Source organism: Mesorhizobium sp. B4-1-4, assembly GCF_006439395.2.
Classification (GTDB): domain Bacteria; phylum Pseudomonadota; class Alphaproteobacteria; order Rhizobiales; family Rhizobiaceae; genus Mesorhizobium.
Genome location: NZ_CP083950.1, coordinates 5,751,920 through 5,766,661, shown reverse-complemented (window position 1 = coordinate 5,766,661; position 14,742 = coordinate 5,751,920). Strand labels below are relative to the sequence as shown.

Below are 14,742 nucleotides of genomic sequence, written 5' to 3'. Positions count from 1 at the left end.
CGCGCGCCAAATCATCTAGGATCGCCTTTCTGGATGATCTGGCATGTACCGCGAAGAGGATAGTGCATGACGATTGGCCGAATGCTTCTCAAGTCGCTGCTGGCGGCGGTCCTGCTGGCGGCGGGCTTGCAGACGACCCTGGCCGACGAGTGGCGGACCACCTCGTCGCTAATCGGCCAATCCAAATACGGCGACAACTTCCAGCACTATGACTACGTCAACCCAAACGCGCCCAAGGGTGGCACGTTGAATTCGGTGCTGCTCGGCACCTATGACAGCTTCAACCCCTATATCGTCCAGGGATCGCCTGCGGCCGGCCTGGTCGGATTCGGTGGCGGCCTGCTCTACGACACGCTGATGGAGCAGGCGACCGATGAAGGCAGCACCAGCCATCCGCTGATCGCAGACGCCTATAAATATCCGGCCGACTATTCCTCGGCGACCTACAGGCTCGACCCGCGCGCGAAATGGCATGACGGCCAGCCGATCACCGTCGACGACGTGATCTGGTCGTTCCAGGTGCTGAAGGCGAACAGCCCGCAATACAGTCGTTATTTCGAGAACGTCACCGATGCGGTCGCGGTCTCCGACCACGAGGTCGAGTTCCATTTCAACCAGAAGGGCAACCGCGAGCTGCCGAAGATCATCGGCGACCTCGTAGTACTGCCGAAGCACTGGTGGGAAGGCACGGATGCCAATGGTAAGAAGCGCGACGTCACCAAGCCGACTCTGGAAATCCCGCTCGGCTCGGCGGCCTACAAGATCGCCAGCTTCAAGCCGGGCTCGGAAATCGTCTGGCAGCGCGTGCCGGACTATTGGGGCGCCAAACTGCCGGTGAAGATCGGCCGCGAGAATTTCGACACGCGCCGATACACCTACATCCTCGACGACAATGCCGCCTGGCTTGCCTTCACCAAGGGCGGCCTGGAAGATATCAACCGCGAGTACAGCTCTCGCAAATGGGCGACGGCCTACAATTTCCCAGCCATCAAGGCCGGCGACGTCATCAAGAAGGATTTTCAGACCCAGTCGCCACAACCAATGCAGGGCTTTGTCCTCAACCAGCGGCGGCCGTTGTTCCAAGACCGGCTGGTCCGGGAGGCACTAACCATCCCGTTCGATTTCGAAAGCATGAATCGCACCTTGTTCTTCGGCTTCAATACCCGCACATCAAGCTATTTCCAAGGGACCGAACTGGCATCCAGCGGCTTGCCGCAGGGCAAGGAACTGGAAATCCTGGAAAAATATCGCGACAAGTTGCCGCCGGAACTCTTCACGCAGGAATTCAAGCTGCCCGTCTACGACTCCCCGCTAGCGGAGCGAAAGTATCTGAAGCAGGCGGTCGATCTCTTCGCCAAGGCCGGCTGGGTCATCAAGGGCGGCAAGATGGTCAACGCCAAGACAGGCGCGCCGTTCAAGTTCGAGATCCTCGGCTGGAATGAAACCGACCAGGTGATCGCCAGTCCCTACATCGCCAATCTGCGCAAGATCGGTGTCGACGCCTCGCTGCGCATCATCGATCAGACGCAATACATCAACCGCGTCAACAACTTCGATTTCGATGTCGTCACGGGCCTGTTCGGCCAGTCGGACTCACCCGGCAACGAGCAGCGCGATTTCTGGAGCTCGAAGGCCGCCGACGCACCTGGTTCGCGCAATCTGATGGGCATCAAGGATCCTACCGTCGACGCGCTGGTCGACCGCATCATCTTCGCCACCGACCGCGATGATCTCGTCGCCGCCACCCATGCGCTCGACCGTGTCCTGCTGTGGAACTTTTACGTGGTGCCGCAATACTATCGTTCCGCGGTTTGGCTGGCCTATTGGGACAAGTTCAAGTTCCCCGACAAGCAGCCCGCCTATGTCGGTGCCGATATCGATTCGTGGTGGATCGACCTCGACAAAGAGAAGGCGCTGGCGGCCAAGTACAAGGGCGGCAATTGATGGCGGCTCTTCCCCGCCGCGACTTTCTAGCGCTTGGCGCGGCTGCCGCTGCCGCGGCTCTGTTGCCCGCAAAAGCCTTCGCAGACATCGCGACAGGCACAAAACTGCATGGGCTCTCCGCCTTCGGCGATCTCAAATACAAGTCGGATTTCACCCATTTCGACTATGTCAATGTCGAAGCACCGGCTGGCGGTGTGTTCAACTTCGCCCCGCCGAACTGGGGCTACAACCAGGATACGCAGACCTTCAACACGCTGAACTCCTTCGTGGACAAGGGCGATGCGCCGCCGCGCATGGAGATGTGTTTCGATGGGCTGATGGTGCGGGCGCTGGACGAACCCGACGCCGTCTATGGCCAGATCGCCGACGGCGTGTCGCTGTCCGACGACCGCAATGCCTTCACCTTCTCGCTTCGCCCCGAAGCGCGTTTCCATGACGGCACGCCGCTGACGGCGCAGGATGCCGCTTTCACCTTCAAGCTCTACAAGGACAAGGGCCACCCCGACCTGTCGCTGTCGCTGACGCATCTGGTCGATGCCGTCGCCGTCGACGACCGCACGCTGCGGCTTACCTTTTCCGGCAAGCAATCGGCCCGCACCGTGCTCAATGTCGTGGAATTCCCGATCCTGTCGAAGGCCTTCTACACGGCCAACCTGTTCGACTCCTCGCAGTTGAACCCGCCGCTCGGCTCCGGCGCCTACAAGGTCGGGCGCTTCTCGGCCGGGGCATGGATCGAATATGACCGGGTGGCGGACTATTGGGGCCGCGACCTCCCGGTCAATCGCGGGCAGAACAATTTCGACCGCATCCGCATCGAGTTCTACCAGAACCGCACGGCCGGTTTCGAAGCCTTCAAGAAAGGCGAAATCACCTATCGCGAGGAATTCACCTCGCGCGTCTGGGCGACCGCCTATGACTTTCCAGCCCTGACTGCCGGCAAGGTCGTCAAGCACGAATTCCCCGCCGAAAAGCGGCCGACGATGCAGGGGACGGCGGTCAACCAGCGGCGCGAACAGTTTCGCGATCCGCGCGTGCGCCAGGCGATCGCGCTCTGCTTCGATTTCGAATGGACGCGACGCAACTTCTTCTACGGCTCGTACGAGCGTTCGCAATCCTGCTTCGAGAAATCCGATTTTCGTGCCGAAGGCCTGCCATCGCCGCAGGAATTGGCCCTGCTGGAGCCGTTGCGCGGCCAGCTTCCGGCCGAAGTCTTCGGCAAGGCGGTGACGCAGCCCGCGTCCGACGGCTCCGGCCGCGACCGCAAGCTGCTTGGCCAGGCGGCAAAGCTTCTCAACGCAGCGGGCTGGAAGCGGACGGGCGATTTCGTCGTCAACGACAAGGGCGGCAGGCTTTCGGCGGAATTCATGGTCGACGACGACACCTTCGTGCAAGTCTATTCGCCCTGGGTCGCCAACATGAAGGCGATCGGCATGGACGCCACGATCCGGCTGGTGGATTCGGCGCAATACCAGGCGAGGCAGGCGACATTCGATTTCGATCTGCTGTCAGCCGCCTTCTCGTTCAGCGCCACGCCGACGCGCGACGATCTCGAAGTCTTCTTCCACTCCAGAACCGCCAACCTTTCCGGTTCGCGCAACCTGCCAGGCGTTTCAAACCCCGCTATAGACACGCTGATCGACGCGGTTGGGGCAGCCAAGGACCGTGAAAGCCTGTCGGTCGCGATGCGGGCGCTCGACCGGGTCTTGCGCGCGCGGTGCGATTGGATTCCTAGTTGGTTCCTGGCGAATCACCGAAGCGCCTATTGGGACATGTTCGGCTTTCCCGAGCAGAAACCCGATTTCGGTTTTCCGGTCGAGGCGCTGTGGTGGGTCGATAAAGGCAAGGCGGCAAAAATTGGCAAAGGCTGAGATCTCAGTCCAAAGAGGGCAGGAAGCCTGATGGGCGCCTATATCCTGCGCCGCATCCTTTTGATGATCCCGACCCTGTTCGGCATCATGGCGATCTCCTTCGCCGTCATCCAGTTCGCGCCGGGCGGCCCGGTCGAACAGGTCATCGCCAAGCTAACCAATCAGGGCGCCAGCGACCGCCTCGGCGGCGGTGGCGGCGATGCGGGCGGTTCCAATTTCGACGCCGCCGGCGACGTCGGCTCGAAATATCGCGGCGCCCAGGGGCTCGATCCAGAATTCATCAAGAAGCTGGAAAAGCAATTCGGCTTCGACAAGCCGCCGCTCGAGCGCTTCGGCATGATGCTCTGGAATTACGCCCGCTTCGATTTCGGCAACAGCTATTTCCGCGATATTTCGGTGCTCGACCTGATCCTCGAGAAAATGCCGGTTTCGATTTCGATCGGACTTTGGATCACGCTGCTGTCCTACCTGATCTCAATCCCGCTCGGCATCCGCAAGGCGGTCAAGGACGGCAGCCCGTTCGACGTCTGGACCAGCGGCGTCGTCATCGTCGGCTATGCCATTCCAGGCTTCCTGTTCGGCATCCTGTTGATGGTGCTATTTGCCGGCGGATCCTTCTGGGACTGGTTCCCGCTGCGCGGCATCGTCTCGGACAATTGGGATCAATTGTCATGGCCGGGCAAGATCGTCGACTATTTCTGGCACATGACCCTGCCGCTGACGGCGCTGGTGCTGTCGGCCTTCGCCACGACGACGCTGCTCACCAAGAACTCGTTCCTGGAGGAAATCCGCAAGCAGTATGTGGTGACCGCGCGCGCCAAGGGCCTGTCGGAAAGGCAGGTGCTTTACGGCCACGTGTTCCGCAATGCCATGCTGATCGTCATCGCCGGTTTTCCCGGCGCCTTCATCTCGGCCTTCTTCACCGGGTCGCTGCTGATCGAGAACATCTTTTCGCTCGACGGCCTTGGTCTGCTCGGCTTCAGGTCGGTGGTCGAGCGTGACTATCCGGTGGTGTTCGCCAACCTCTACATCTTCTCGCTTCTTGGACTGTTCATCGGATTGCTGTCCGACCTCATCTACACCTGGGTCGATCCGCGCATCGATTTCGAGCGGAGAGACGTCTGATGTCTGAGGCAAGCGTTACTGCGGGCGCGGTACCGGTCCGGATCCCACGGCCGTTTCTGTCGCCGCTCAACAAGCGCCGCTTGCAGAATTTCAAGGCCAACCGGCGCGGCTTCTGGTCGTTGTGGATTTTCCTGATCCTGTTCGTGCTGTCGCTGTTTGCTGAATTCATCGCCAACGACAAACCGATCATCGCCTCCTACAAGGGAGAAATCCTGTTTCCGGTGCTGGTGGCCTATCCGGAAGAAAAGTTCGGCGGCTTCTACGCCGTCACCGACTATCGCGATCCGGTGATCCAGGACGAGATCAACGCCAACGGCTGGATGATCTGGCCGCCGATCCGCTACTCCTACCAGACCGTCAACAACGCCATTCCCGAAGCCGCGCCCGCAAAGCCGTCCTGGCAGTATGACGCCAAGACGCGCTGCAACCAGTATCCGAAAGGGGCTGATGATCCTGCCTGCATCGTCGGCAACTGGAACTGGCTGGGCACCGACGACCAGGCGCGCGACGTGTTGGCGCGCGTCATCTACGGTTTTCGCATTTCGGTGCTGTTCGGCCTGATCCTGACCGCCGGGTCGGCCTTGATCGGCGTCGGAGCCGGTGCCGTGCAGGGCTATTTCGGCGGCTGGACGGATCTGCTGTTCCAGCGCTTCATCGAAATCTGGTCGGCTATACCCGTGCTCTATCTGCTGCTCATCGTCGCCGCCATTCTGCCGCCGGGCTTCTTCATCCTGCTCGGCCTGATGCTCTTGTTCTCCTGGGTGGCGCTGGTCGGCGTGGTGCGGGCCGAGTTCCTGCGCGCCCGCAACTTCGAATATGTGAACGCGGCGCGTGCGCTCGGCGTGCCCAACCGCACCATCATGTTCCGGCATCTGCTGCCCAATGCGATGGTGGCGACATTGACCTTCCTGCCCTTCCTGCTCTCGGGCTCGATCTCGACGCTGACCTCGCTCGACTATCTCGGCTTCGGTCTGCCGCCCGGCTCGGCGTCGCTCGGCGAACTGCTGAAACAGGCGCAGCGCAACCTGAACGCGCCGTGGCTCGGCATTTCTGGTTTCGTCGTCATCTCGCTGATGCTGTCGCTGCTGGTCTTTGTCGGCGAGGCGACGCGCGACGCCTTCGATCCGCGCAAGACGTTCAAATGAGCGAAGCGCCCCTGCTCAGCGTACAGGACCTCAGCGTCGCCTTCAGCCAGGGCGGCGGCCAGTCCGTCGCCGTCGACCATATCTCCTTCGATATCGCCAAGGGCGAGACGGTGGCGCTGGTCGGCGAATCCGGCTCCGGCAAGTCGGTCTCGGCGCTGTCGGTGCTGAAGCTGCTGCCCTATCCCAGCGCCAGCCATCCGTCGGGAAAGATCCTGTTCCAGGGCGCCGACCTGCTGGCGATGAGCGAGAAGCAGTTGCGCCAGGTGCGCGGCAACAAGATCACCATGATCTTCCAGGAACCGATGACCTCGCTCAATCCGCTGCATACGATCGAGCAGCAGATCGTCGAGATCCTGAAGCTGCACCAGGGCATGGCCGACCGCCCGGCCAAAGCGCGCACGCTTGCGCTGCTCAACGAGGTCGGCATTCGCGATCCGCAGAAGCGGCTCGACGCCTATCCGCACCAATTGTCCGGCGGCCAGCGCCAGCGCGTCATGATCGCCATGGCGCTGGCCAACGAACCGGAACTCCTGATCGCCGACGAGCCGACGACGGCGCTCGATGTCACAGTCCAGGCGCAGATCCTGGAACTGCTGGCCGGTCTCAAGAGCCGCAAGGGCATGTCGATGCTGTTCATCACCCACGATCTCGGCATCGTGCGCAAGATCGCCGACCGGGTCTGCGTGATGACCAAGGGCAAGATCGTCGAGACGGGAACGACCAAGGACATCTTCGCCAACCCCCAGCACCCCTATACGCGTCACCTCCTGGCCGCCGAGCCAAAGGGCAAGCCGCCGGCCGCCAATGCCGGCGCCAAGGCGGTGATGACGGGCAAGGACATCAAGGTTTGGTTTCCGATCAAACAGGGCTTCTTTCGCCGCACGGTCGATCATGTGAAGGCGGTCGACGGCATCGACGTCACCGTACGCGCCGGCCAGACGCTGGGCGTGGTCGGCGAATCCGGATCGGGCAAGACGACGCTCGGCCTGGCGCTGGCGCGCATGATCTCCTCGACCGGAACCATCCAGTTCAACGGACGCGACATCAACCAGCTCACCTTCAACGCCATGAGGCCGCTCAGGCGGGAATTGCAGATCGTCTTCCAGGACCCGTTCGGCTCGCTCAGCCCGCGGATGTCGATCGCCGAGATCATCGAGGAAGGCCTGAAGATTCACGAGCCGAAACTCTCAGCCGACCAGCGCGACGACAAGGTGGCCGCCGTGCTGAAGGAGGTCGGCCTCGATCCAGCGACCCGCAACCGCTATCCGCACGAGTTTTCCGGCGGCCAGCGCCAGCGTGTCGCGATCGCACGCGCCATGGTGCTCAACCCGCGTTTCGTCATGCTGGATGAGCCGACATCGGCGCTCGACATGAGCGTGCAGGCACAGGTCGTCGACCTCTTGCGCAGCCTGCAGGCCAAGCACGACCTCGCCTATCTCTTCATCAGCCATGACCTTAAGGTCATCCGGGCGCTGGCCAACGACGTCATCGTCATGCGAAACGGCCAGATCGTCGAAGCCGGTCCTTCCGAACAGATTTTTGGAAAGCCGCAAACGGACTATACTCGGGCGCTCATCTCGGCCGCTTTCAAGATAGAGACGGCGCCAACCGGCATCGTCAGCGAGTGATTGGCACAAAAGGGACTAGACGAACCACGATGGAAAAAGGCCGCATCCTGCTTGCCGTCACCGGCTTTCATCCGCAGCGCTGGCGCGACCTGTTGTCGGCCGAGCGCGAGGTGGTGCTGGAGCCGGATGGCGCCAAGGATCCATCGATCACCTATGCGGTGGTGTGGAAGCAGAAGCCGAATATCCTGGCGTCGCTGCCCAATCTGCGCGCCATTTTCTCGATCGGCGCCGGCGTCGACCATATCTTCGCCGATCCCGGCCTGCCCGATGTGCCGATCGTCAGGGTCGTCGCCGACAACCTCACCCAATACATGACCGAATATGTCGTCTGGCGGGTGCTCGACCATCATCGTCAGGGCCTGCTCTACCGATCGCAGCAGCCGAAGAAGATCTGGCACGAGGCGCAGCAACGGCCGGCCGAGGACATTTCCGTCGGCATTATGGGGCTGGGCAATCTCGGCCGCGCCGCGGCCTCGGTGCTTCTGTCGCTCGGCTTCGCGGTCAATGGCTGGTCGCGCACCGACCGGCCGATGCAAGGGGTCGCGACCTATTGCGGCGAGGCCGGATTGGTCCCGTTCCTCAAGGCGACCGATATACTGGTCGTGCTTCTGCCGCTGACGCCGGACACGCAGGGTATCATCGACTACAGCCTGCTGAAGGAACTGAGGAAACGCAACGGCCTCGGCGGCTCGGTGCTGATCAACGCCGGACGCGGCCGCTTGCAGAAGGACACCGACATCGTGCGGGCGCTGGACGACGGCACGCTGAAGGAGGCGAGCCTCGACGTCTTCGAGGTCGAACCGCTGCCGAAGACCAGCCCACTGTGGAAGCATCCGAAAGTGTTCGTCACGCCGCACGCCGCGGCGACCTCCGATCCGGTCCACCTGGCGCCGATCATGCTGCGCCAGATGGACGCCTTCGAGCGCGGCGAAAAGCTGGAGAATCTGGTGGACCGCAAGGCGGGATATTAGCTGGACTTTGCCCTCGCCTGGCCAGGTTAGCCAGGCAGGGCGAGCTTCTTCTGCTTCTCCGGCTTGCCGCAGTCGCGGCGATCGATGGACCGGTTCATGGCGTCGATCTCGCCTGACGCCTTGTCGCTGTCGCGCTGGGCCTTGGAGCGTATGTCGGGCGTGAACGGGCCGAAGCCCATGGCGGGATTGGAGAAGGTCGGCTTCGCGGTCGTCGGAAGGTTGTGTTGCTGCGCCAACCCATTGCGCTGCGCCAGCAGTTGATCGCATGGCACGCTGTCATACTGCAGCGAGGACTGGATGTTGGCGTCCTGGCGCGCCGACATCGAATTGCCCACGCAGCCGGCCGTCGCCAGGCAAGATGTCAAGACCATCATGTTCCAGCGCATCTGATATGCTCCTCCAGATATCCCGCCTGATGCGACCAGATCGCAAATATCAGTCGCGCACGCAAATCCGACTTTTTCGCAGCGGCGTCGCCGCATGACGACCATCCGCACGTCATGCGGTGTGACCTTTTCGGGCCACGACAGCCAGCCCGTTGACGGGCTGGCGGCGATCCTGCCGGATGGTTGTCGGTTTTAGCGTCAGGATCGAAAACCCATTGGCCTCGAGTATGCGCCTGACATAGCTATCCGAGTGTGCATAGCGCCGGGAGGGTTGCAGAGCGAAATCGCCGCCATCTACCAGGCTCTCGACCGAGAGGACAAACAGGCCACCGTCGGCGAGCAGGCCGGCGACTGTCCCCACCATGCCCTCCAGCGCGCCGATGTAGATCAGAACATCGGCTGACGTCACCAGATCGGCGTTCTCGCCTGGATAGGAAAATCGCTGCAGATCCGCTTTGGTCAGCGCGTCATAAATGCCTTTTGCCCGCGCTTTCCTCAACATGCTGGCGGAGATGTCGACTCCTTCCAGCCGGTCGACGATCGGTCTCAGCCTCTCGCCCATCAGACCGGTGCCGCAGCCCAAGTCGAGCGCCAGGCGGAAGCGCCCCGGCCTTGCCTGGCGGATGATGGCGTCGAGCACATCGGGCAGCCGGTAGTCGAGCTTGCCGACCAACATCTCCTCGAATGTCTCGGCATAATGATCGAAAAGCGTTTCGACAAAGGCGCTGGGAGGCGCGGTGGCAACCGGTCCCCTGCCGATCAACTGCAATTTGAGGGCCGCGCCCTGGCGATCGGCGGGATCCAGTTTCAGCGATGTCGTCCAGGCCTGCGCCGCGAGGTCAGGCCTCCCGGCGGCTTCCTGCATCTCGCCAAGGCGAAACCAGCCCATGGCCCATTGCGGCGCCAGTTCCAGCGCACCAAGCAGCAGTTCGGCCGCCTCGGCGTGATCGCCCGAGGCAAAGAGCATCTCGGCATAGTCGGCACGACGATCGGCGTTCAGGTCGCCCGATGAGGTCTGGAGTGGCTTCATAGTGATAGCGGGTTCCGCCGGCCGAGGCAGCCGGGCCGCCACCTCTGTAAAGCAAAGCATGCCTGGGAGTCAGCAGTCTCCGGCAGCGGGCTTCCCGAAGCGGAATTATATCCTATCTTGGGACGATGCGCGCCAGCGACCTGCTTTGCCCCCGGCCCGAAGGCCTGTACTGCCCGCCGGGCGATTTCTTCATCGATCCGGTGCGGCCGGTGAACCGCGCGCTGATCACGCACGGCCATTCCGACCATGCGCGCTCGGGCCACCGCTCGGTGCTGGCGACGCAGCAGACGCTCGACATAATGGGCCTGCGCTATGGCGAGGATTTTGCGGGAACGACCCAGGTGGCACCGCTCGGCGAGACGATCATCCTCGACGGCGTCAGCGTCAGCTTCCATCCGGCCGGCCATGTGCTGGGCTCGGCGCAGATCTCCGTAGAACATCAGGGCACGCGCATCGTCGCTTCCGGCGACTACAAGCGTCAGAAGGATGCGACCTGCGCGCCGTTCGAGCCGATCCGCTGCGACGTGTTCATCACCGAGGCGACCTTCGGCCTGCCGGTGTTTCGCCATCCGCCCGACACCGAAGAGATCGCCCGCCTTTTGAAATCGGCGGCGCAGTTTCCCGAACGCTCGCATCTGGTCGGCGCCTATGCGCTGGGCAAGGCGCAGCGCGTGATGCGGCTGTTGCGCGATGCCGGCTACGACAGGCCGCTCTACATCCATGGCGCGCTGGCCAGGCTCAGCGACTACTACCGGAGCCAGGGCATCGACCTGGGAACGCTGGAACCGGCGACGGTGGAAGGCGGCAGGCAAGACTTCGCCGGCGCCATCGTGGTCGGCCCGCCAGCGGCCTTCGCCGACCGCTGGGCGCGGCGCTTCCCCGATCCGATCTCGTGCTTCGCGTCGGGCTGGATGCGCATCCGCCAGCGCGCCAAGCAAGGCGGCGTCGAACTGCCGCTGATCATATCGGACCATGCCGACTGGGACGAGCTGACCGCGACCATCAAGGAGACCGGCGCCGACGAGGTCTGGGTCACGCATGGCCGCGAGGAAGCGCTGGTGCGCTGGTGCGAACTCGAAGGCATCGCCGCCCGGCCGCTGCATCTGGTGGGCTATGAGGACGAGGGCGATTGACGGCATGAACCGCTTCGCCGAACTCCTCGACCGCCTGGTGCTGACCCCGTCGCGCAACGGCAAGCTCACTTTGCTCACCGACTATTTCCGCAGCGTCGAGGATCCCGATCGCGGCCTGGCGCTGGCCGCCATCACCGGCGATCTCAACATCGCCGCGGTTAAACCGGCGATGCTGCGCATGCTGGTCACAGAACGCATGGACCCTGTGCTGTTCGGCTATTCCTACGACTATGTCGGAGATCTCGCCGAGACAGTGTCGCTGGTCTGGCCGCAGGCCCCTGGCAAAATCCCGAACCGCGAGCCGACGCTCGGCGAGGTCGTGGCCAGGCTGCAGGCGGCGAGCCGATCCGACGGACCCAAGGTCCTGGCCGGGCTGCTCGACAGCGCCGGCATCTCGGCGCGCTTCGCCATCATCAAGCTGGTCACGGGGGGATTACGCATCGGCGTTTCGGCGCGGCTCGCCAAACAGGCGCTGGCGGATTTCGGCGAGGTCGATGTCGCCGAGATCGAGGAGTTGTGGCACGGCCTGTCGCCGCCCTACACCGCGCTGTTCGCCTGGCTGGAAGGCAAGGCCGACAAGCCGCGGAACACGGCAATGGCGCTGTTCCGCCCGGTCATGCTGTCGAACCCGGTCGGCGACGGCGATCTCGAAAAGCTCGACCCCGCAGACTATGCGGCCGAATGGAAATGGGACGGCATCCGTGTGCAGGCGGTAGCGGAAGGCGGCAGCCGCCGGCTTTATTCGCGTACGGGCGACGATGTCTCCGGCGCTTTTCCCGACCTTGCCGACGCCATGAATTTTTCCGCAGCGCTCGATGGCGAATTGCTGGTCGGCGATCCCCGAGAGGCGACAGGAACCTTCTCGGATCTGCAGCAGCGGCTGAACCGCAAGACGGTGACGCCGAAGATGCAGCAGCAATATCCGGCCTTCATGCGCTGCTATGACGTGCTGCAGATCGGCGCCGAGGATTTGCGCGCACTGCCCTTCCGCGAGCGGCGCGGACGCCTTGAGGCTTTCGTAAAGACGCTCGATCCGGCCCGATTCGATCTGTCGCCCTTCGTTGAGTTCACGGATTGGCAGGTGCTGGAGGATCTGCGCCGGGCGCCGCCGCATCCGATCATCGAGGGCGTGATGCTGAAGCGCTGGGATTCGCCCTATGTCGCCGGGAGGCCCAAAGGCCCGTGGTTCAAATGGAAGCGCGATCCGCACACGGTCGACGCCGTGCTGATGTATGCCCAGCGCGGCCACGGCAAGCGGTCGAGCTTCTACTCGGACTATACGTTCGGCGTCTGGTCGGGAGCCGAGGGCGAGGAGGAACTGGTGCCGGTTGGCAAGGCCTATTTCGGCTTCACCGACGAGGAACTCAGGCAGATCGACAAATATGTCCGCGACAACACGGTCGAGCGTTTTGGGCCGGTGCGGTCGGTGCGGGCCGACCGCGACAATGGGCTGGTGCTAGAGGTGGCGTTCGAGGGACTCAACCGCTCGACCCGGCACAAATCGGGCGTCGCCATGCGCTTTCCCCGCATTTCACGGCTGCGATGGGACAAGCCGACCAACGAGGCCGACCGCATCGAGACGCTGCAGGCGCTGCTCGACCGCTAAGCAATTCCAGCGTGCAGCCGCTTCCCACCCGGAATTACCCAAAGCAACGAGTTAGAGCGGGTCAACGATTCCATCAAACGCTGAACCGCTCTAACTGCTCGCAACTACGGTTCGATCGACACGCGGATCTCGTAGATGTTGACCGCCTTGCCTTGTTTGTCGAAATCGGAATTGACGGCGATGGTTCCGGCCGAGCCCGGATGCTTGTTGGGGAACTGCACGTCGAACAGATATTCGTTGCGCTGCTGGCCGACCGCGTAGCGCTTGCGGCCGCAGTCGCCGAGCTCGCCGAAATTGCAGTCGACGGAGATCTGCGTGTCCTTACCGTCCTCGGCACGGGCGATGATGTCGAACACGGCATGCTTGCCGGCGAGCCTCTCCAGCACGCCCTGCCCGACGTCGAAGGCGATCGCCGAGCCAGAGGCGCCGGACTGGATGCGCAGGAATGAGCCGGTGTCGTCCTTCATAACCTCTGCCTTGGCGTCCGAGGGGGCGGCGACATGTGTCGGGTCGTTCGGTGAGAACACATCGATCCAGTCACGCGACTGGTCCGGCGCGCCCGGCTTTGCCGGCGCGTTGGCGCCGTCGGCCGGCGTGAAATCGTCGCCCTCGACGGTCGGCGGCGCCTCCGGCGGCGCTGTATTGAGCTGCGCCGCCGTCTTGAACACGCCGGTCTGCATGGCGAAAAACAGGCCGATGCCGATTGCCGCAAGCAGGGTCACCGTGAAGAAGATCGCGGTCAGCGGCAGGCGTCGTCCGCGAATGCGCCTTTCATCGCGGTCCGGCGCCACTTCGGTCGCGGCTCCCGGCGCGGCGGAGGCTGCGATGTCGATAGCATCCGGCATGATGTCGGGAACGACCGGCAGCACGCGCGAGCGCGCCGCGTCGGATGCCGGGTGCACAGGCTCGTCCACTGTGAAGGCGAGCGATGGCGCTTTCTGTCCCGTCTCGACCGCCGGCGCTACGCCGGCCGTAGGCCCGGCCACCGGTGCGTCGATCTGCGGGGCGACGTCCGGCACCGCCGGCAGGAATTCGGATTCGATTTCGGTGATCTTCGCCTGGATCGCCTTGCGGCGCTTGATGGCGGCTTCCACGGTCACGCCGGGATTGGCCTGGAGCGCGCGGTCGAGCGCGGCAAAGGCCGACCGATAGACCCTCTCGCGGAACGCGCGGTCCTCGGCATTACCCTTTTCCAAGGCGTTCCGGATCGCTTTTTCGATCGCGTCCAAGCGAGATCCCTCTGCAATTTGTCCAACCCTGCGTGATGGTTAGCCGCAGGCGACCAATCAATCAACGGGCGGACGGCCGCATTCTGCCTCGACAGCGTGTCCAAAGTCCATCTTGGCGATGTTCCGGCAAACAAAATCGGACCCTGTCGGCGATTTTCACGCGCAAGGACGGGCAAACCGTGCCGCAAGACCGATCCAAGGCCGGCTTTCGATCCTGGCGGAAGCCCGTGCAGAATTGCCAAGTCGCATCTTGAATTCGCAGCCGGTTGAGGCTATCACCCAGCCCATCTTGGAGGCCTTGGCCTCCCGGGCCGCTTTAGCTCAGTTGGTAGAGCACATCATTCGTAATGATGGGGTCAGGTGTTCGAGTCACCTAAGCGGCACCAAAACTCAATACCTTGGCTGATCGCCTCGCCGGATTTGTACCGCAACGGAAAAGACTCCAGCCTGCGCCTTCTGCCCAAGAGACCGAGTTTTCCAACCTCATCGACGACGACACTCGCGAACCGGACCGCGCGGACCTGTCCGCTGAGGAGCGCATAGCCATCGAGCCGCGTAGAGCCGCGTATATATGCCCGGCTCCCTTGCGGCGGCAATGGCTCGATTAGCGACCACTCAAAATCCGTCGGCTCAAACCGGCGACGCATCACAAGGCTCCCTGCCGGAGCCCTGATTCA

General features: G+C 63.0%; 11 protein-coding genes and 1 tRNA gene. 9 read left to right on the top strand and 3 right to left on the bottom strand.

The window, feature by feature from the left end; all coding sequences use genetic code 11:
- Positions 1–66 precede the first annotated feature (66 nt).
- From FJW03_RS27660 to FJW03_RS27635, 6 genes are read left to right on the top strand one after another with little or no spacing between them, the layout of a single operon-like run.
- Positions 67–1,944: an extracellular solute-binding protein gene (locus FJW03_RS27660; protein WP_140765092.1), complete on the top strand. Its 1,878-nt coding sequence runs from the start codon at positions 67–69 to the stop codon at positions 1,942–1,944.
- Positions 1,944–3,812, top strand: a complete 1,869-nt coding sequence (locus tag FJW03_RS27655) for an extracellular solute-binding protein (protein WP_140765094.1) — start codon at positions 1,944–1,946, stop codon at positions 3,810–3,812. Before FJW03_RS27660 ends, FJW03_RS27655 begins: the two co-directional genes overlap by 1 nt.
- Before the next feature lie 30 nt (positions 3,813–3,842).
- Entirely contained in the window at positions 3,843–4,937 is a 1,095-nt protein-coding gene (locus FJW03_RS27650) for a microcin C ABC transporter permease YejB (RefSeq protein WP_140765096.1), read from the top strand.
- Positions 4,937–6,082, top strand: a complete 1,146-nt coding sequence (locus tag FJW03_RS27645; RefSeq protein ID WP_140765098.1) for an ABC transporter permease — start codon at positions 4,937–4,939, stop codon at positions 6,080–6,082. Before FJW03_RS27650 ends, FJW03_RS27645 begins: the two co-directional genes overlap by 1 nt.
- A complete protein-coding gene (locus tag FJW03_RS27640; RefSeq protein ID WP_140765100.1) occupies positions 6,079–7,710 on the top strand; it encodes an ABC transporter ATP-binding protein in 1,632 nt (543 codons plus the stop codon). Before FJW03_RS27645 ends, FJW03_RS27640 begins: the two co-directional genes overlap by 4 nt.
- Positions 7,711–7,739: 29 nt before the next feature.
- Positions 7,740–8,681: a 2-hydroxyacid dehydrogenase gene (locus FJW03_RS27635; protein ID WP_140691253.1), complete on the top strand. Its 942-nt coding sequence runs from the start codon at positions 7,740–7,742 to the stop codon at positions 8,679–8,681.
- Between the two features lie 26 nt (positions 8,682–8,707).
- Here FJW03_RS27635 and FJW03_RS27630 read toward each other — a convergent pair whose 3' ends face one another.
- On the bottom strand, positions 8,708–9,067 hold the full coding sequence (locus tag FJW03_RS27630) for a hypothetical protein (protein ID WP_140765102.1): 360 nt from the start codon (positions 9,065–9,067) through the stop codon (positions 8,708–8,710).
- A gap of 112 nt (positions 9,068–9,179) precedes the next feature.
- Positions 9,180–10,097: a class I SAM-dependent DNA methyltransferase gene (locus FJW03_RS27625; protein ID WP_140765104.1), complete on the bottom strand. Its 918-nt coding sequence runs from the start codon at positions 10,095–10,097 to the stop codon at positions 9,180–9,182.
- Between the two features lie 125 nt (positions 10,098–10,222).
- Here FJW03_RS27625 and FJW03_RS27620 point away from each other — a divergent pair, with 125 nt between their 5' ends.
- Together FJW03_RS27620 and FJW03_RS27615 are read left to right on the top strand one after the other, a co-directional pair.
- The gene (locus FJW03_RS27620; RefSeq protein WP_140765106.1) at positions 10,223–11,230 is read left to right on the top strand and encodes a ligase-associated DNA damage response exonuclease; all 1,008 of its coding nucleotides are present in this window, start codon (positions 10,223–10,225) and stop codon (positions 11,228–11,230) included.
- 4 nt (positions 11,231–11,234) lie between these two features.
- A complete protein-coding gene (locus tag FJW03_RS27615; protein WP_140613251.1) occupies positions 11,235–12,836 on the top strand; it encodes a cisplatin damage response ATP-dependent DNA ligase in 1,602 nt (533 codons plus the stop codon).
- A gap of 104 nt (positions 12,837–12,940) precedes the next feature.
- Here the strand turns inward: FJW03_RS27615 and FJW03_RS27610 are convergent, their stop codons facing one another.
- Positions 12,941–14,065, bottom strand: a complete 1,125-nt coding sequence (locus tag FJW03_RS27610) for a hypothetical protein (RefSeq protein ID WP_140613250.1) — start codon at positions 14,063–14,065, stop codon at positions 12,941–12,943.
- Between the two features lie 310 nt (positions 14,066–14,375).
- Here FJW03_RS27610 and FJW03_RS27605 point away from each other — a divergent pair.
- Positions 14,376–14,451: transfer RNA gene (locus FJW03_RS27605), tRNA-Thr, on the top strand.
- Positions 14,452–14,742: the final 291 nt, after the last annotated feature.